Source organism: Streptomyces sp. NPDC002386 (assembly GCF_053593175.1).
In genome coordinates this window covers 837,808-855,048 of the sequence record NZ_JBSFBX010000001.1, presented here as the reverse complement: position 1 = coordinate 855,048, position 17,241 = coordinate 837,808, and the positions used below count along the sequence as shown (strand labels likewise).

The 17,241-nt window shown below is 71.5% G+C and carries 15 protein-coding genes, 1 other RNA gene and 1 pseudogene; 14 read left to right on the top strand and 3 right to left on the bottom strand.

Features of this window, described 5'->3' with window-relative positions; all coding sequences use genetic code 11:
* Positions 1-592: pseudogene (locus ACWCPN_RS03875) on the top strand (hypothetical protein); the annotation flags it as partial.
* A gap of 94 nt (positions 593-686) precedes the next feature.
* On the opposite strand, the gene ACWCPN_RS03870 reads toward ACWCPN_RS03875, so the two are convergent.
* The gene (locus ACWCPN_RS03870; protein WP_451202214.1) at positions 687-878 is read right to left on the bottom strand and encodes a hypothetical protein; all 192 of its coding nucleotides are present in this window, start codon (positions 876-878) and stop codon (positions 687-689) included.
* Between the two features lie 231 nt (positions 879-1,109).
* On the opposite strand from ACWCPN_RS03870, the gene ftsE reads away from it, so the two are divergent.
* From ftsE to ssrA, 5 genes are all read left to right on the top strand, one after another.
* The gene (gene ftsE, locus ACWCPN_RS03865; protein ID WP_031159396.1) at positions 1,110-1,799 is read left to right on the top strand and encodes a cell division ATP-binding protein FtsE; all 690 of its coding nucleotides are present in this window, start codon (positions 1,110-1,112) and stop codon (positions 1,797-1,799) included.
* 44 nt (positions 1,800-1,843) lie between these two features.
* The gene (ftsX, locus tag ACWCPN_RS03860; RefSeq protein ID WP_199210754.1) at positions 1,844-2,761 is read left to right on the top strand and encodes a permease-like cell division protein FtsX; all 918 of its coding nucleotides are present in this window, start codon (positions 1,844-1,846) and stop codon (positions 2,759-2,761) included.
* 68 nt (positions 2,762-2,829) lie between these two features.
* Positions 2,830-4,008, top strand: coding sequence for a S41 family peptidase (locus tag ACWCPN_RS03855; protein ID WP_451202212.1), 1,179 nt, complete (start codon positions 2,830-2,832; stop codon positions 4,006-4,008).
* Positions 4,009-4,065: 57 nt separating this feature from the next.
* Entirely contained in the window at positions 4,066-4,545 is a 480-nt protein-coding gene (gene smpB / locus ACWCPN_RS03850; RefSeq protein ID WP_199210752.1) for an SsrA-binding protein SmpB, read from the top strand.
* A gap of 121 nt (positions 4,546-4,666) precedes the next feature.
* Positions 4,667-5,053: a transfer-messenger RNA gene (gene ssrA / locus ACWCPN_RS03845) on the top strand.
* Positions 5,054-5,100: 47 nt separating this feature from the next.
* Here ssrA and ACWCPN_RS03840 read toward each other — a convergent pair.
* Complete coding sequence (locus ACWCPN_RS03840) at positions 5,101-5,319, bottom strand: hypothetical protein (protein WP_451202210.1); 219 nt, start codon at positions 5,317-5,319, stop codon at positions 5,101-5,103.
* An 84-nt stretch (positions 5,320-5,403) separates the two neighbouring features.
* Positions 5,404-6,675, bottom strand: coding sequence for an MFS transporter (locus ACWCPN_RS03835; protein WP_451202208.1), 1,272 nt, complete (start codon positions 6,673-6,675; stop codon positions 5,404-5,406).
* A gap of 97 nt (positions 6,676-6,772) precedes the next feature.
* Here ACWCPN_RS03835 and ACWCPN_RS03830 point away from each other — a divergent pair, with 97 nt between their 5' ends.
* From ACWCPN_RS03830 to ACWCPN_RS03795, 8 genes are all read left to right on the top strand, one after another.
* The gene (locus ACWCPN_RS03830) at positions 6,773-7,783 is read left to right on the top strand and encodes a LysR family transcriptional regulator (protein ID WP_451202207.1); all 1,011 of its coding nucleotides are present in this window, start codon (positions 6,773-6,775) and stop codon (positions 7,781-7,783) included.
* Positions 7,784-7,893: 110 nt separating this feature from the next.
* On the top strand, positions 7,894-9,264 hold the full coding sequence (locus ACWCPN_RS03825) for a nitrate/nitrite transporter (RefSeq protein WP_451202206.1): 1,371 nt from the start codon (positions 7,894-7,896) through the stop codon (positions 9,262-9,264).
* Positions 9,265-9,516: 252 nt separating this feature from the next.
* Positions 9,517-10,668, top strand: coding sequence for a uroporphyrinogen-III synthase (locus ACWCPN_RS03820; protein WP_451202205.1), 1,152 nt, complete (start codon positions 9,517-9,519; stop codon positions 10,666-10,668).
* A gap of 132 nt (positions 10,669-10,800) precedes the next feature.
* On the top strand, positions 10,801-11,394 hold the full coding sequence (locus tag ACWCPN_RS03815) for a CGNR zinc finger domain-containing protein (protein ID WP_365126844.1): 594 nt from the start codon (positions 10,801-10,803) through the stop codon (positions 11,392-11,394).
* A 246-nt stretch (positions 11,395-11,640) separates the two neighbouring features.
* On the top strand, positions 11,641-12,225 hold the full coding sequence (locus ACWCPN_RS03810) for a sigma-70 family RNA polymerase sigma factor (RefSeq protein WP_037932079.1): 585 nt from the start codon (positions 11,641-11,643) through the stop codon (positions 12,223-12,225).
* A gap of 62 nt (positions 12,226-12,287) precedes the next feature.
* A complete protein-coding gene (locus tag ACWCPN_RS03805; protein ID WP_365126846.1) occupies positions 12,288-13,061 on the top strand; it encodes an anti-sigma factor family protein in 774 nt (257 codons plus the stop codon).
* 68 nt (positions 13,062-13,129) lie between these two features.
* Complete coding sequence (locus ACWCPN_RS03800; RefSeq protein WP_451202203.1) at positions 13,130-15,457, top strand: HelD family protein; 2,328 nt, start codon at positions 13,130-13,132, stop codon at positions 15,455-15,457.
* 353 nt (positions 15,458-15,810) lie between these two features.
* Positions 15,811-17,226: a malic enzyme-like NAD(P)-binding protein gene (locus ACWCPN_RS03795; protein WP_451202202.1), complete on the top strand. Its 1,416-nt coding sequence runs from the start codon at positions 15,811-15,813 to the stop codon at positions 17,224-17,226.
* The last annotated feature ends 15 nt before the right edge of the window (positions 17,227-17,241 follow it).

The following is a 17,241-nucleotide window of genomic DNA, read 5'->3' as shown; positions in this document are numbered from 1 at the left end:
CAGCAGCTCCGGTGGTGACGCCTCGATCGGCGGTGGCATCGGCGGCGGTGACAGCAGCTCCGGTGGTGACGCCTCGATCGGCGGTGGCATCGGCGGCGGTGACAGCAGCTCCGGTGGTGACGCCTCGATCGGCGGTGGCATCGGCGGTGGCGACAGCAGCTCCGGCGGTGACAGCAGCTCCGGTGGCGACGACTCGACCGGTGGCAACGGCAACTCGGGCGGCAACGGCAACTCGGGTGGCAATGGCAACTCGGGCGGCAACAGCTCGACCGGCGGCAACAGCTCGACCGGCGGCGGCAGCTCGACCGGCGGCGACGGCTCCACCGGCGGCAACGGTGGCGGCTCCAGCACCACCGGCGGTGACACCCCCCAGGGCGGCGGCAACGACAACGCCTCCCAGGAGGAGGGCTCCTCCGCCCTCACCGACACGGGCTCGGACACCACGCCCCAGGGCGGCGACAAGCAGCTCGCCGAGACCGGTGCCGGACAGACCGCGTTCCTGCTGGTCGGCGCCGCGACGATGATCGCCGGCGGTATCGGCTTCCGCTTCCTGCCGCGGCTCGTGAACGGCCGGGGCGGCGCCGCCGCCTGAACGTAGCCCCACGGCGACGTTCCGCACACAACGCGCTACACGAAGGGCCCGGAGCTTGCCGCTCCGGGCCCTTCGGTCGTCTTGTCCGGTCTTCCTACGCGGTCTGGTGGGCCAGCAGCGCCACCGCGGCGATCAGCACCGCGAGCAGCGCGATCAGCGCCATCGGGTTCAGCCCCGGGAAGAAGCCCTCGTGCTGCAGTCGCTCGCGGTTGGCACGGCACACCGGGCACCGGCCCTCACTCACAGGCGACGCGCAGTTCGCGCACACCAACCGGTCGTACGTCATGCGCTCGCCCTCCTCGCGCCGGCCATCACACATACAACGCACACGGGAACCAGAACGTTCCCCCTCCACTGTGCCAGGTTCCCCCGCAAAGAGCGCGGGCTCTCGAAGAAGCCCGAATCCGGCCTGTACAAAAACACACAAGCCGCAACCAACCGCGACCGGGCCCTGCGCTCGCGCTCCCGGTTCGCGTATGGTCACGCTCACCTACCCCCGGCGACCCGTGGTGCATCCGTGATCCGATTCGACAACGTCTCCAAGGTCTACCCCAAGCAGACCCGTCCGGCCCTCAGGGATGTCTCCCTGGAGGTCGAGAAGGGCGAGTTCGTGTTCCTCGTGGGGTCCTCCGGCTCCGGCAAGTCGACCTTCCTGCGGCTGGTGCTGCGCGAGGAGCGGTGCAGCCACGGTCAGGTGCACGTCCTCGGCAAGGACCTCGCGCGCCTCTCCAACTGGAAGGTGCCGCAGATGCGCCGCCAGCTGGGGACTGTGTTCCAGGACTTCCGCCTGCTGCCCAACAAGACCGTCGCCGAGAACGTGGCCTTCGCGCAGGAGGTCATCGGCAAGTCGCGCGGCGAGATCCGCAAGTCCGTGCCGCAGGTGCTCGACCTCGTCGGGCTCGGCGGCAAGGAGGACCGGATGCCGGGTGAGCTGTCCGGTGGTGAGCAGCAGCGCGTGGCCATCGCGCGGGCCTTCGTCAACCGGCCCAAGCTGCTGATCGCGGACGAGCCCACCGGCAACCTCGACCCGCAGACCTCCGTCGGCATCATGAAGCTGCTCGACCGCATCAACCGGACGGGCACCACCGTCATCATGGCGACGCACGACCAGAACATCGTGGACCAGATGCGCAAGCGCGTCATCGAGCTGGAGAAGGGCCGCCTCGTCCGCGACCAGGCCCGCGGCGTCTACGGCTACCAGCACTGACCCGCCGCCCCAGTCACGTCCCCGGAAAGGCTTGATCCGACGCCATGCGCGCCCAGTTCGTCCTGTCGGAGATCGGTGTCGGTCTCCGCCGCAACCTGACGATGACCTTCGCCGTCATCGTCTCCGTCGCCCTGTCCCTGGCCCTGTTCGGCGGCTCCCTGCTGATGAGCGACCAGGTGAGCACCATGAAGGGCTACTGGTACGACAAGGTCAACGTCTCGATCTTCCTGTGCAACAAGAGCGACGCGCAGTCGGACGTCAACTGCGCCAAGGGCGCGGTCACCGAGGACCAGAAGAAGCAGATCCGCACCGACCTCGACAAGATGACCATCGTCGAGAAGGTGACCTACGAGTCGCAGGACGAGGCGTACAAGCACTACAAGGAGCAGTTCGGCAACTCCCCGCTGGCCGGCTCGCTGACGCCGGACCAGATGCAGGAGTCGTACCGCATCAAGCTCAAGGACCCGCAGAAGTACCAGGTCATCGCGACCGCCTTCAACGGGCGTGACGGCGTGCAGTCGGTGCAGGACCAGAAGGGCATCCTGGACAACCTCTTCCAGTTGCTGAACCTGATGAACCGGGCGGCGCTCGGCGTGATGGCGCTGATGCTGCTCGTGGCGCTGCTGCTGATCGTCAACACCGTGCGCGTGTCCGCGTTCAGCCGTCGGCGTGAGACCGGGATCATGCGTCTCGTCGGCGCCTCGGGCTTCTACATCCAGGCGCCGTTCATCATGGAGGCCGCGGTCGCCGGACTCATCGGCGGCGGCCTCGCCTGCGTCTTCCTGGTCGTCGGGCGGTACTTCACGATCGACCACGGCATGGCCCTGTCCGACAAGCTCACGCTGATCAACTTCGTCGGCTGGGACGCGGTGTTGACCAAGCTGCCGCTGATCCTCGCCACCAGTGTGCTGATGCCCGCCCTTGCGGCGTTCTTCGCGCTGCGCAAGTACCTGAAGGTGTGACGCATCCCAAGAGGGCCGTACGGGCGTCCGCCCGTACGGCCCTTCGTCGTTGTCCTAGACTCACCGCCATGTCAGGCCGTGACCCGTTCTGTCAGCCCCGCCGCACCGGCCGTGGGGCCGCCCTGACATTGGTCTTCGCCTGCGCGCTGGTCGCCGGGGCCGCGACCGGGTCCTTCCCGGACACCGGCCTGGGCGCCCGCTCCGGCCCCAAGTCCGCCTCGGAGCCGGTGCCTTCGGCCACCCGTCACGAGGCGGTGCGGCGGGCCGCCGCGAAGGCGATGGCCGACGGCAAGTCGCCCATGGAGGCCGCCGAGCGGGCCGTCAGCCGCAGCGGGGACCGCTGGGGAGCCGTCTACTCCGAGGGCGAGTACCAGGAGTTCCAGGAGGCCCTGGACGGCCAGTACACCGGCACCGGGCTGTGGGCGCGGGCCGAGCCGGACGGCCGGATCGAGGTGACCCGGGTGCAGCCCGGCTCGCCCGCCGCCGGCGCCGGGATCCGCAAGGGCGACCGGCTGCGCAGCGTCGACGGCACGGAGGTGGCCGGCCGGCCGGTCACCGACGTGGTCTCGTTACTCCGCGGCGACGCCGAGGACGCGGCCGCCGGCACGACCGTGACGCTCGGCCTCCAGCGCGGCACGCGCGCGTGGACCGAGACCCTGCGCCGGGCCAGGCTGTCCACGGACCCGGTGACCGTCAGCGAGCTGCCCGGCAGGGTCACCGTCATCAAGGTCGCCGCCTTCACCAAGGGCTCCGGCGACTCCGTGCGCGCCGCGGTGCACCGGGCCCCGGCGGGCGCCGGCGTCGTCCTCGACCTGCGGGGGAACTCCGGCGGTCTGGTCACCGAGTCCGTGGAGACCGCCTCCGCCTTCCTCGACGGCGGCCTCGTCGCCACCTACGACGTCGACGGCGCCCAGCGCGCGCTGCACGCCGACAACGGCGGCGACACCGGCCGGCCCCTGGTCACCCTGGTCGACGGCGGCACGATGAGCGCGGCCGAGATGCTCACCGGCGCCCTGCAGGACCGGGGCCGCGCGGTCGTGATCGGCACCCGCACCTTCGGCAAGGGCTCCGTCCAGATGCCCACCGAGCTGCCCGACGGCTCGGTGGCCGAGCTGACCGTGGGCCACTACCGCACCCCGTCCGGCCGCGCGGTCGACGGCCGGGGCATCACCCCCGACCTGGACGCGGGGCCGCAGGCGCTGCGCCGGGCGCAGACGGTCCTGGGCGGTCTGGGCGACCCCTCGTAGCGCCCCTTTAATGCACTTCCCCCGCACCCCCTCCATGGTGCGAAAATGGTCGGCACTATGGCTAAGGAAAAAGGGCGCAAGCTGATCGCGCAGAACAAGAAGGCGCGGCACGACTACCTCATCCTCGACACGTACGAGGCCGGTCTCGTGCTCATGGGCACCGAGGTGAAGTCGTTGCGCCAGGGGCGGGCCTCGCTCGTCGACGGCTTCGTGCAACTGGACGGTCACGAAGCGTGGCTGCACAACGTGCACGTGCCCGAGTACAGCCAGGGCACCTGGACCAACCACAGCGCCCGGCGCAAGCGGAAGCTGCTGCTGCACCGCGACGAGATCGCCAAGCTCGAGGCGAAGTCCCAGGAGACGGGTCACACGATCGTGCCCCTCGCCCTGTACTTCAAGGACGGCCGGGCCAAGGTCGAGATCGCGCTGGCGAAGGGCAAGAAGGAGTACGACAAGCGCCAGACCCTGCGTGAGAAGCAGGACCGGCGTGAGGCGGACCGCGCGATGTCGGCCGTGCGGCGCAAGCAGCGGGCCTAGTCGCCGGACCGGCGCGACCGGCGGGAATAGGCTGGCACCGACCCGCGTTGGTCACGTACGATGGCAACGCACCCCGTCGAGGGTGCGAGCCCCCTCTCCGGAGGGATTGAAAAATCAACATGGGGATGATCGGTTTCGACAGCGGCTGTCGAAGCAGGGGAAGCGTGTCGAGGAAGCGGCCATGATCTCGTAAACCACAGGCCGAAAACAATAATCGCCAACACCAAGCGCGATTCCTCCCACTTCGCCCTCGCTGCCTAATTAGCAGCTAGCGAAGCTCTTACGGGAGTGTCAGCCCGGGCCTGTTCCCGTCCCGGATCCTGGCATCGACTAGGGGACTAAACCTTGATCCCGGTCACGGGGTGAAGAGGGAAATCAAACAGTGACTGAGCCCGTCGGCGACTTGTTCGCGTGATCGCTGGGGCCGAGAAAAGCGAAGCGAACTGCACACGGAGAAGCCCTGGTTCCGCACCGTTGGACGCGGGTTCGATTCCCGCCATCTCCACTCATCCCATGTGGGCAAGGCCCTGTCGCTTCCGAGCGGCGGGGCCTTTGTCATGCGCTCTGCCGGGCGAGCCGGGTCAGTGTGGCCGTGACCAGGGCCCGGGCACCCGTGTCCAGGGTCGGCTGGAGGACCGGCGCGAACCGGGAGCTGTGGTTGACCGGGATGTCCTGCGCCAACACCCCGCAGAGAGTCCCGTTGGCGAACACTCCGCCCAGGTCCAGCACCCGGGTCAGCTCGGTCAGATCCTCCGGGGACAACCAGCCGGCCACGCATCAGCACCTCCCTCCCTAACCCTCGCCGTCGACCCGACCATCGAACCAGCCGGAGCGCCCACCCGCCCGGTGAGCGCCCGCCTACCGGGCCGCCGCCCGCCCGGCCGCCCCGGTCCGGAGCCGCGACGAGCCGATCGCCAGGGCCACGGCGGCCGCGATCGCCGGCACCGCGAACCCCGTGGCCGGTGAGCCGTGCTCGGCCGCCCAGCCGCCGGCCGCCGAGCCACAGGCGATGCCGGTGAGCAGGCCGGTGACGACGAGGCTCATGCCCTCGTTGAGCCGGTCGGCCGGGGTGCGGGCCTGCACCAGGGTCATCGCGGTCACCATCGTCGGCGCCGTCGCCATGCCCGCCACCAGCAGCGCACCCGCCAGGACGACGAGGGAGCCCGTGGTGGCGGCGGCCAGCCAGGGCAGCGTCATCAGGACGGCCATCGCGAGCAGGCAGCGGGGCAGGCCGAGTCCAGCCGGTTTCAGGGCCCCGTACAGCAGGCCGGCCGCGCACGAGCCCGCCGCCTGCAACGCGAGCACCAGGCCGGCCGCCGCCCGGTGCCCCTGGGCGTCGGCGTACGCGATCGTGACGACCTCCATCGAGCCGAACACCATGCCGGTCGCCGCGAAGCAGGCCAGCAGCGCCGCAATCCCCGGGCTGCGCAACGGTGACCGGGCCTTGGAACGGGCCGACGGCGGCGGCTCGGTCGCCCGCTGCGCGGTGAACAGCAGCATGCCGGCCAGCAGCAGCACCGACCCGGCGAGCGTGCCCGCCTCCGGGAAGAACGTGCCGGTCAGGAAGGCGGCCAGCACCGGGCCCAGCATGAAGCACAGCTCGTCGGCGGCCTGCTCGAAGGAGTTGGCGGTGTGCAGGGCGGCGGGGTCGTCGCGCAGCAGGTGGGCCCAGCGGGCGCGGGACAGGCCGCCGATGTTCGGGGTGGCGGCGGTGGCGGCGTAGGAGGCGAACAGGGTCCAGTCCGGGGCGCCGAAGCGCACGCACAGCAGCAGGGCGAGGCTGCCCAGCACGGCCGTGAGGGTGGCCGGTACGGCGACCCGGGCCTGCCCGTGCCGGTCGACCAGCCGCGCGATCCACGGCCCGGCAACGCCGGTCGCCGCCAGACCGGCGGCGGTGACGGCGCCGGCCAGCGCGTACGAGCCGCGGGCCCCGGCGATCATCACGACCGCGCTCACGCTGAACATCCCCATGGGCAGCCGGGCGACGAGGTTGCCCGCGGTGAAGGCGCGCGTGCCGGGACGGGAGAAGAGCACCCGGTATCCACGGAGCTGCCCCGTTCCCCCGTCCTCGCGCTGCTCGTCCGGTATCCGGCTGTCCTCGGTGGTCTGTTCGGTGGTCTGTTGCGGCATGGCTCCACGGTGGCCCGGAGTGGATCACCCGGTCCAACACCTTCTCGGCGCCGACTCACGCGTCCGCGTTGTGAATCGAGGTTGTAGATTCGCCGCCATGCCCGCTCCCGCCGCCATAGAACCGCGCCTGCTGCGCGCCTTCGTCGCCGTCGCCGAGGAGCTGCACTTCACCCGGGCCGCGGCCCGTCTGTACGTGGCGCAGCAGGCGCTGAGCCGTGATGTGCGGCGGCTGGAGCGCGAGCTGGGCGCCGAGCTGTTCGTGCGGACCACCCGGCAGGTGACGCTCACCGCGGACGGCGAACGCCTGCTGCCGCACGCCCGGCGGGTCCTGGCCGCCCAGGACGATCTGCTCGCCGCCTTCGGCCAGGCCCGGCCGCTGCTGGTCGACCTCAACTCCGCCGGCCTGCTCACCGGCCGCCGGGTGCTGCACCGGGCCCGCGAACTCGCCCCGGACTGCGAGCTGATGGCCCGCTACGAGAGCGGTCTGACCGGAGCGGCGGCCGAGGTGCTGGCCGGCCGGCTGGACGTCTCCTTCGGGCGCTTCGCGGGCCTGGACCCGGCGCTGCGGACCGGGCTCGAACAGCAGCCGGTGCGCTACGAGCCGATGGCCGTCGTCCTGCCCGACGACCACCCGCTGGCCGACCTGCCGGAGGTCCCGCTGGCGGCGCTGGCCGGGGAGACGGTGTACGCCGGCGCGGGGAACCCGCGCACCCGGGAGTGGACCGACCTGGCACTTCACCTCTTCGAGGGGCGCGGCATCCGACTCGCCTCACCCCTTCCGCTGCCGGTCGGCGACGAGGAGTTCGAGCGGATCATGGCGAAGACCCGGAACGTGATCCTGGCCGTGGTGGACTTTCCGGCCATGCCCCGTTCGGTGCTGCGGCCGCTCGTCGATCCGGTCCCGCTCTCGCCCGTCTCGCTGGTCTGGCGCAAGGGGCTGGTACATCCCGGGCTGACGGCGCTCCGCAGGGCCGCGAGCGACATCGCGCGGGCCGAGGGATGGCTGCGGCGGCCGACCGACCGATGGATTCCAGCCGCTGATGATCGTGTGATGAGCGTCCCGGCTCCGGCCGGGTGCGACCTCTCAGCCGCCCCCGCCGCGAGGTGAGAGCAAAGTTCCCTACCGGTCACCCACAGCCACAGCCAGGAAACGCGCCCTCCCTACCTTCGGGACTCATCACCGCGAACCACCGAGTCCCGGAGCACCGTGGAGGCGTCATGACAGGTCCGGACCCCAACCGTCGCAGCGGTCGCTGGATCGAGCGCTGGGATCCCGAGGACGAAAGCTTCTGGAGGGCGACCGGGGAGAAGGTCGCCCGGCGGAACCTGTGGTTCTCCGTGCTCTCCGAGCACATCGGGTTCTCGGTCTGGACCCTGTGGTCCGTGCTCGTGCTCTTCATGGGCCCCGAGTACGGACTCACCCCCGCCGACAAGTTCCTGCTGACCTCCGTCGTCACGCTGGTCGGCGCGGTCGTGCGGGTGCCGTACACGTTCGCCGTCGCCGTCTTCGGCGGGCGGAACTGGACGATCGTCTCGGCGAGCCTCCTGCTCGTGCCGACGGTCGCCGCGTTCGTGGTGATGGAGCCGGGGACCTCCTTCTCCACCTTCCTGCTGGTCGGGCTGCTGGCCGGCATCGGCGGCGGCAACTTCGCCTCCTCCATGACCAACATCAACGCCTTCTTCCCGCTGCGGAAGAAGGGCTGGGCACTCGGGCTGAACGCCGGGGGCGGGAACATCGGTGTGCCGGTCATCCAGCTCATCGCCCTCGCGATCATCGGGGCGAGCGGCGGGCCGCGGGTCCTGCTCGGGATCTACATCCCGCTGATCGTGGTCGCCGCCGTCCTCGCCGCGCTGTTCATGGACAACCTCGCCTCGGTGAAGAACGACACCGGCGCCGCCAGGGACGCGGCGAAGGACGGCCACACCTGGATCATGGCCTTCCTCTACATCGGCACCTTCGGCTCGTTCATCGGCTACAGCTTCGCCTTCGGGCAGGTGCTGACCAACCAGTTCGGGCGCACCCCGCTGCAGGCCGCCTACCTCACCTTCATCGGCCCGCTGCTCGGCTCGCTGATCAGGCCCGTCGGGGGCTGGCTCGCCGACCGGTACGGCGGGGCGCGGATCACCCTGTGGAACTACGTCGGCATGGCCGCCGCCACCGCCGTGCTCGTCGTGGCCAGCATGGAGAAGTCGCTGGCGCTGTTCGTGCCGGTCTTCGTGGTGCTGTTCGTGCTGAGCGGGCTCGGCAACGGGTCGACGTACAAGATGATCCCCGGGATCTTCCAGGCCAAGGCCCTCGCCGGGGGACTCACGGGCGAGGCGGCGGCCGCTCACGGACGGCGGCTGTCCGGGGCCGCCATGGGCCTCATCGGGGCGGTCGGCGCGCTCGGCGGTGTCGGCATCAACCTCGCCTTCCGCCAGTCCTTCCTGTCCTACGGCTCCGGCACCGGCGCCTTCGTCGCCTTCCTCGTCTTCTACGGCGCCTGCTTCGCGGTGACCTGGGCCGTATACCTTCGCGGTTCGGCCACCCGGGCCGCATCCGGCACCACCGCCGAGGCGAAGCCGCAGCTCAGCTACGCCGAGGTGTGACGTAACACCGCGGACATCGAGCCGAACCGAGCCTGTCACGCGCCCTTGACAGGCTCGTTCGGCACGCGGGCAGGCCCTAGGGGGCGTCTCCCCGGTCTTCGTGGGTCCGCGACGCCCGGCACGGCGCCTCGCCGCACGGCCGAACCGCCCGCGTACGCCCGGTACGAGGGCGACTCGACCGCACGCCGAGGCGCCGCACCGGACGCCGCGGCCTGATCCACGAAGATCGGGGAGACGCCCCCTAGGAGAGCCATGGACGACGAACAGCAGCACCCCGAACACGGGCCCCTCGCCGGGTTCACCGTCGGCGTCACCGCCGCGCGCCGCGCCGAGGAACTGGGCGCGCTGCTCCAGCGCCGCGGTGCCGTCGTGCTGCACGCGCCCGCCCTGCGCATCGTGCCGCTGGCCGACGACGGCGAACTGCTCGCCTCCACCAAGGAACTCATCGACCAGGTGCCGGACGTCGTCGTGGCCACCACCGCGATCGGCTTCCGGGGCTGGATCGAGGCGGCCGACGGATGGGGGCTCGGCCGGCCGCTGCTCGAACGTCTGCGCGGCGTGGAGCTGCTGGCCCGCGGGCCCAAGGTGAAGGGCGCGGTACGGGCCGCGGGGCTGACCGAGTCGTGGTCGCCGGCCAGCGAGTCCATGGCCGAGGTGCTGGACCGGCTGCTGGAGGAGGGCGTCGACGGCCGCAGGATCGCCGTACAGCTGCACGGCGAGCCGCTGCCGGGGTTCGTGGAGGCGCTGCGGGCCGGGGGAGCGGAGGTCGTCCTGGTGCCGGTGTACCGGTGGATGCCGCCGGAGGACATCGGGCCCGTCGACCGGCTGCTGGACGCCGTCGTCGCACGCGCGGTCGACGCGCTCACCTTCACCAGCGCGCCCGCCGCCGCGTCCCTGCTGTCGCGGGCCGAGGAGCGCGGGCTGCTCGGCGAGGTGCTGGGCGCGCTCGGCCACGACGTGCTGCCCGCCTGCGTGGGCCCGGTGACCGCGCTGCCGCTGCAGGCGCGGGGCGTGGACACGGTGCAGCCGGAGCGGTTCCGGCTCGGGCCGCTCGTACAGCTGCTGTGCCAGGAACTGCCCGGGCGGGCCCGGGCGCTGCCCGTCGCCGGGCACCGGGTGGAGATCCGGGGGCACGCGGTGCTGGTGGACGGGGAGCTGAAGCCCGTGCCGCCGGCCGGCATGTCGCTGCTGCGGGCGCTGGCGCGGCGGCCGGGCTGGGTGGTGTCCCGAGCCGAACTGCTGCGGGCGCTGCCGGGGGCGGGGCGCGACGAGCACGCGGTGGAGACGGCGATGGCCCGGCTGCGTACGGCCCTCGGCACGCCGAAGCTGATCCAGACGGTGGTCAAGCGGGGCTACCGGCTGGCGCTGGACCCGGCCGCGGACACGAAGTACGCGGACGACTGAGGCGGGGCTGGACACGGAGGCGCCGGGGAAGCCGCCGCGAAGACCGTCAGAAGGGTTCCGCACGCCGGGCGGCACGGGCACTGTGAAGGGGAGCGACGCAACCGTTCCCCTGTCCTAGGCGGTGGCAGGCACATGACGCTGAGTACGGCCCCGGCCCCGCACGAGCCGCGGTTCGAAGCAGGGCGGATCTGCCTGGACCTTCTCGCGACCACGCATCCGGCCGAACGGCTGGGCGGGGTCGAGTCGTTGCGGTCCTGGATCACCGGTGCCGGACTGGTGCCGCCCGGTACCCCGCTGGAGCACGCCGACGCCTCCTGGCCGGAGCGGTTCCGGGAACTGCGCGCCGACGTCGCGCAGTTGCTGCGCGGCACCGGCGCGGCGGACCCGCGGCCCCACGACGGCGCGCTCGGCCGGCTCAACGAGGCCGCCCGCGCCGCGCTCCCGGCCCCGCGCGCGGTGCGCCGCGCCGACGGCTCCCTGGTGCGCGAGCTGGTCCGGGCGCCCGAGTGCGCCGCGCTGCTGGCGCTCCTCGCGCGGGACGCGGTGGAACTGCTCACCGACCCCGTGGCACGGGCCGCGGTCCGCGAGTGCGAGGGTGACAACTGCCCCCTGGTGTACCTGGACACCTCCCGCGGACGCCGGCGCCGCTGGTGCTCCAGCGAGGTCTGCGGCAACCGGGAGCGGGTGGCCCGGCACCGGCGGCGGGCGGCGCTCGCCCGCGCGTGAGGGCCCCGGAGGGCCCGGATCGCAGGTGATTTCGGTTACACCGCGTTTTCGTTGGCGCCTACACGGGTAGCTCACGGCCCCTTCGTCGGTGTGTCGGAAATGTAAAGATCACGCGGTGGGAATGTGCACTCAACCCCCCTCGTCACGTCACCTCGGAGAAATCTGTCGCTCCGGTTTGAACACCGGGCCCCTTCCTTCCGTACGGGTGGGCGAGCGACCGACTGGGGGAACCCCCGGACACCGGAGGTGGGCGTGCGCAAGGATGCGGCCGTGGCCAATGAACGTGGATCGAGGGCCCGACATCGCATGTCCTCACAGCCCTCGGAACCTGATGAGGAGCTGATGCGTGCGCTGTACCGCGAGCACGCCGGACCTCTGCTCGCGTACGTCCTCAGGCTGGTCGCCGGAGACCGGCAGCGCGCCGAGGACGTGGTGCAGGAGACGCTCATCCGTGCCTGGAAGAACGCCGGTCAGCTCAATCGGGCGACCGGTTCGGTACGCCCCTGGCTGGTGACGGTCGCGCGCCGCATCGTCATCGACGGCCACCGCAGCCGGCAGGCCCGGCCGCAGGAGGTCGATCCGTCGCCGCTGGAGGTCATCCCCGCGGAGGACGAGATCGACAAGGCGCTGTGGCTGATGACGCTGTCGGACGCGCTCGACGACCTGACCCCGGCGCACCGGGAGGTCCTCGTCGAGACGTACTTCAAGGGACGTACGGTCAATGAGGCGGCCCAGACGCTGGGCATCCCGAGCGGCACGGTGCGCTCCCGGGTGTTCTACGCCCTGCGGTCGATGAAGCTGGCACTGGAGGAGCGGGGGGTGACGGCGTGATGAGCAGTGGATACGGAGGAATGCAAGGATTCGGCCCGGGTGGTCCGGGTATTTCTGGACCCATGAGCCCCAGTCAGGGATCTTCGGTGCCGAGCGAGCACGAGACCGTGGGCGCGTACGCCCTCGGGCTGCTCGACGACGCCGAGGCAACCGCTTTCGAGGCGCATCTCGCCACCTGCGAATGGTGCGCCCAGCAACTGGACGAGCTGGCCGGGATGGAGCCGATGCTGGCCGCGCTGGCGGATCTGCCGGGTTCCGGCAGCACCCCGGCGATCGGCGAGTCGCTGTCCGCCAGGCCGAGCCCACGGCTGGTGGAGAAACTGGTCGACGAGGTCTCCGAGCGCCGGGCGCAGAAGCGGCGCAAGGGCTTCTACCTGGTCGCGGCCGCTGCCGCGCTGATCATCGGCGGCCCGGTGGCCGTCACGGCGATGAGCGGCGGCGGCGACTCGGGGCAGACGGCCACGCCGCTCGCGGCCACCGCCCAGACCACGTTCGAGCAGCTCCCGGACAAGGTCAGCGGAAGCGACGGCACGACGGGCGCCACCGCGACCGTCGCCATGGGGGAGAAGGACTGGGGCACCTCGGCCGTCCTCGAACTCAAGGGCGTCAAGGGACCGCTCAAGTGCTCGTTGGTTGCCGTCGGCAACAACGGCGACCGCCAGACCCTGGGCTCCTGGTCCGTCCCCAAGTGGGGCTACGGCATCCCGGACGCCAAGACCCCGGAGTCCCGCAAGCCGCTGTACATCGGCGGCGGCACGGCCCTGAAGCCCGACGAGATCGACCACTTCGAGGTGACCACCTTCGACGGCAAGAAGCTCGTGCAGGTGGATGCGTAGTCACGTAGCTTTGCCGGGTCCCCTTCGCGTACGGTTGACGGCTGCCCAGCACGTCAGAAGGGGGCCCGGTGGCCGCTCAGGTTCAGCAGTCCGCGGTCGGCTCGGTACACGGCGCACAGGACTCCGTGCGTGACCGAGAGATCAGCGTCGAACAGGAACATCTGGACCGGGTGTACCGGCGGCTCGAGGAGAAGATCCACGAGGCCGAGTTCCTGATGAACGACGCGGCCAAGCGCGGCCAGGTGGGCACACCGGGCGCGCTGGCCGAGCGGGACGCCCAGGTCTTCCGGGCCGGCATCCATCTGAACCGGCTCAACAACGAGTTCGAGGACTTCCTCTTCGGGCGGATCGACCTGCTGCCCGGCAAGGACGGCAGGAAGGGCCCCGACGGCGCCTACACCGCCGTCGAACCCGCCGAGGGCGCGATCCGGGCCGACAACACCGCCGACATCGCCGAGACCCTGCACATCGGGCGGATCGGCGTGCTCGACGCCGACTACGCCCCGCTGGTCATCGACTGGCGTGCCCCGGCCGCCGCCCCCTTCTACCGGTCCACCCCCAGGGACCCCGGCCGGGTCGTGCGCCGCCGGGTCATCCGCTCCAAGGGCCGCCGGGTCCTCGGGGTCGAGGACGACCTGATGCGCCCCGAACTGCGGGCGTTCCTCGACGGGCAGGCGCTGCCCGTCATCGGCGACGGCGCCCTGATGGCCGCCCTCGGACAGGCCCGCAGCCACACCATGCGGGACATCGTCTCCTCCATCCAGGCCGAGCAGGACCTGGTCATCCGCGCCCCCGCCGCCTCCGTCACCTACGTCGAGGGCGGCCCGGGCACCGGCAAGACCGCGGTCGCCCTGCACCGCGCGGCCTATCTGCTCTACCAGGACCGCAGACGCTACGCGGGCGGCATCCTGATCGTCTCGCCGACCCCGCTGCTGGTGGCCTACACCGAGGGCGTGCTGCCCTCGCTCGGCGAGGAGGGCCAGGTCGCGATCCGTGCCATCGGCTCGCTCGTCGACGGCGTCGAGGCCACGCTGTACGACTCCCCGTCCGTGGCCCGCGCCAAGGGCTCGCACCGGATGCTGAAGGTGCTGCGGAAGGCCGCCCGCGGCGCCCTGGAGCTGAACGATTCGCCGGAGCGGCTCCGGGTCGTCGCCTTCGGGCGCCGCCTGGAACTGGAAGCCGAGGAGCTGGCGCACATCCGCCGCACCGCCCTCGGCGGCACCGCCCCCGTCAACCTGCTGCGCCCGCGCGCCCGCAAGCTGCTCCTGGACGCCCTGTGGGCCAGGTCCGGCGCGGCCGGCCGGCACACCGACCCGGAGCTGGCCGCCGAACTGCGCTCCTCCTTCGACGAGGACGTGGCGGGCGAGGATTCGTTCATCGCCTTCCTCGACGCCTGGTGGCCCGAGCTGACCCCGAAGGGGGTCCTCGCCGCCATGGCGGACGAGAAGCGGCTCGGCCGCTGGGCGCGCCGCATCCTCAACCCCGGCGAGGTCCGCAAGGTCGCCCGCTCGCTGCGCCGGGAGGGCTGCTCGGTGCACGACGCGGCCATGCTGGACGAGCTCCAGTCGATCCTCGGCGCCCCGGCCCGGCCGCGCAGGAAGCGCGAGCTGGACCCGCTGGACCAGCTCACCGGCCTGGAGGAGCTGATGCCGGTGCGCGAGGAGACCCAGCGGGAGCGGGCCGAGCGCCTCGCCCAGGAGCGCACCGAGTACGCGCACGTCATCGTGGACGAGGCCCAGGACCTCACGCCGATGCAGTGGCGGATGGTGGGCCGCCGCGGCCGGCACGCCACCTGGACGGTCGTCGGCGACCCCGCCCAGTCCTCCTGGTCCGACCCGGACGAGGCCGCCGAGGCCCGCGACGAGGCGCTCGGCACCCGCCCGCGGCGCCGCTTCCAGCTCACCGTGAACTACCGCAACCCCGCCGAGATCGCCGAGCTGGCCGCCAAGGTGCTCGCCCTCGCCATGCCGGGCTCCGAGGCGCCCTCCGCCGTACGGTCCACCGGGGTCGAGCCGCGCTTCGTGACGGCGGCCGGCGGATCCGGCACGCCCGCCCGGGACTCCCTGGAGAAGACCGTACGCGCGGAGTCCGAGCGGCTGCTCGGGCTGGTGGACGGCACGGTCGGGGTGGTCGTCGCCATGAACCGGCGCGAGGAGGCCCGCCGCTGGCTGGCCGGGCTCGGCGACCGGGTGGTGGCGCTCGGCAGCCTGGAGGCCAAGGGCCTGGAGTACGACGCCACCGTCGTCGTCTCACCGGCGGAGATCGCCGACGAGTCGCCCGCCGGGCTGCGCGTGCTGTACGTCGCGCTGACCCGGGCGACCCAGCAGCTCACGGTGGTCTCCGGCGAGCGGGACGAGCCGGACCCGGCGGGGGTGCCGGATCTGCTGAGGGACTGATTTCCGAGGAAGTCCCCGCGCCAGGAATGGCCTTCGGCATCCGTTTGTTAGCCTTGACGTGGCACCGGCCCGATCCAAGCCCCCGGGCCCAACCTTCGTCCCTCAGAGGGACCACTTGCCGCGAGGCGAGCATGGCGGGTCGGTGTCATGAACGTGAGAGAGGCCCACGTCCGATGTGACGTGGGCCTCTTTCTTTGCCCGATCATCTCTCGTATTGTGGAAGTTGTTTTCCGAAAAGGCGTGCCGCCGTGAACACAACGTCCGCAATCCGGGGCGACTACCACGTACTCGGTGGTAGGTGCGACGATCGGACGGCACTACACGCGACACGGTGAAAGCAGAGGAAGTCGGCCATGGCAACGGCGCCCAGCGTCTCCTACTCGATGACCATCCGGCTGGAGGTGCCCGCGAGCGGAACCGCCGTCTCGCAGCTCACCAACGCCGTGGAGTCCTCCGGAGGCTCGGTCACCGGCCTCGACGTCACCGCGTCCGGCCACGAGAAGCTCCGTATCGACGTCACCATCGCGGCCACCTCCACGGCCCACGCCGACGAGATCGTGGGCAAGCTCCGGGGCATCGAGGGTGTCACCCTGGGCAAGGTCTCCGACCGTACGTTCCTGATGCACCTCGGCGGCAAGATCGAGATGGCGTCCAAGCACCCCATCCGCAACCGTGACGACCTGTCGATGGTCTACACGCCCGGCGTGGCCCGCGTCTGCATGGCGATCGCCGAGAACCCCGAGGACGCCCGCCGCCTCACCATCAAGCGCAACTCCGTTGCGGTCGTGACGGACGGTTCCGCCGTGCTGGGCCTCGGCAACATCGGCCCCAAGGCCGCGCTGCCCGTCATGGAGGGCAAGGCGGCCCTCTTCAAGCGCTTCGCCGGCATCGACGCCTGGCCGATCTGCCTGGACACCCAGGACACCGACGCCATCGTCGAGATCGTCAAGGCGATCGCCCCCGGCTTCGCCGGCATCAACCTCGAGGACATCTCCGCCCCCCGCTGCTTCGAGATCGAGGCCCGGCTGCGCGAGGCCCTCGACATCCCCGTCTTCCACGACGACCAGCACGGCACCGCGATCGTCGTCCTCGCGGCCCTGACCAACGCGCTGCGCTGCACCGGGAAGGCGATCGAGAACATCCGGGTCGTGATGTCCGGGGCCGGCGCGGCCGGTACGGCCATCCTCAAGCTGCTGATCGCCGCCGGTGTGAAGAACGCCGTGGTGGCGGACATCCGCGGTGTCGTCCACGCGAGCCGCGAGGACCTGGTGGACGCCCCGGCCGACTCGCCGCTGCGCTGGATCGCCGACAACACCAACCCGGAGAACCTCACCGGCACCCTGAAGGAGGCCGTGCGCGGCGCCGACGTCTTCATCGGCGTCTCGGCCCCGAACGTCCTCGACGGCGACGACGTGGCCGCCATGGCCGACGGCGCCATCGTGTTCGCGCTCGCGAACCCCGACCCCGAGGTCGACCCCGCGATCGCCCGGCAGACGGCCGCCGTCGTGGCCACCGGCCGCTCGGACTTCCCGAACCAGATCAACAACGTACTGGTCTTCCCGGGTGTCTTCCGCGGCCTGCTGGACGCGCAGTCCCGTACCGTCAACACGGAGATGATGCTCGCCGCCGCGAAGGCGCTCGCCGACGTGGTGACCGAGGACGAGCTGAACCCCAACTACATCGTTCCGAGCGTCTTCAACGACAAGGTCGCGGGCGCCGTGGCGGGCGCGGTGCGCGAGGCCGCGAAGGCGGTGGGCGCGGCGTCGTAGGCGCCGTACCGTATG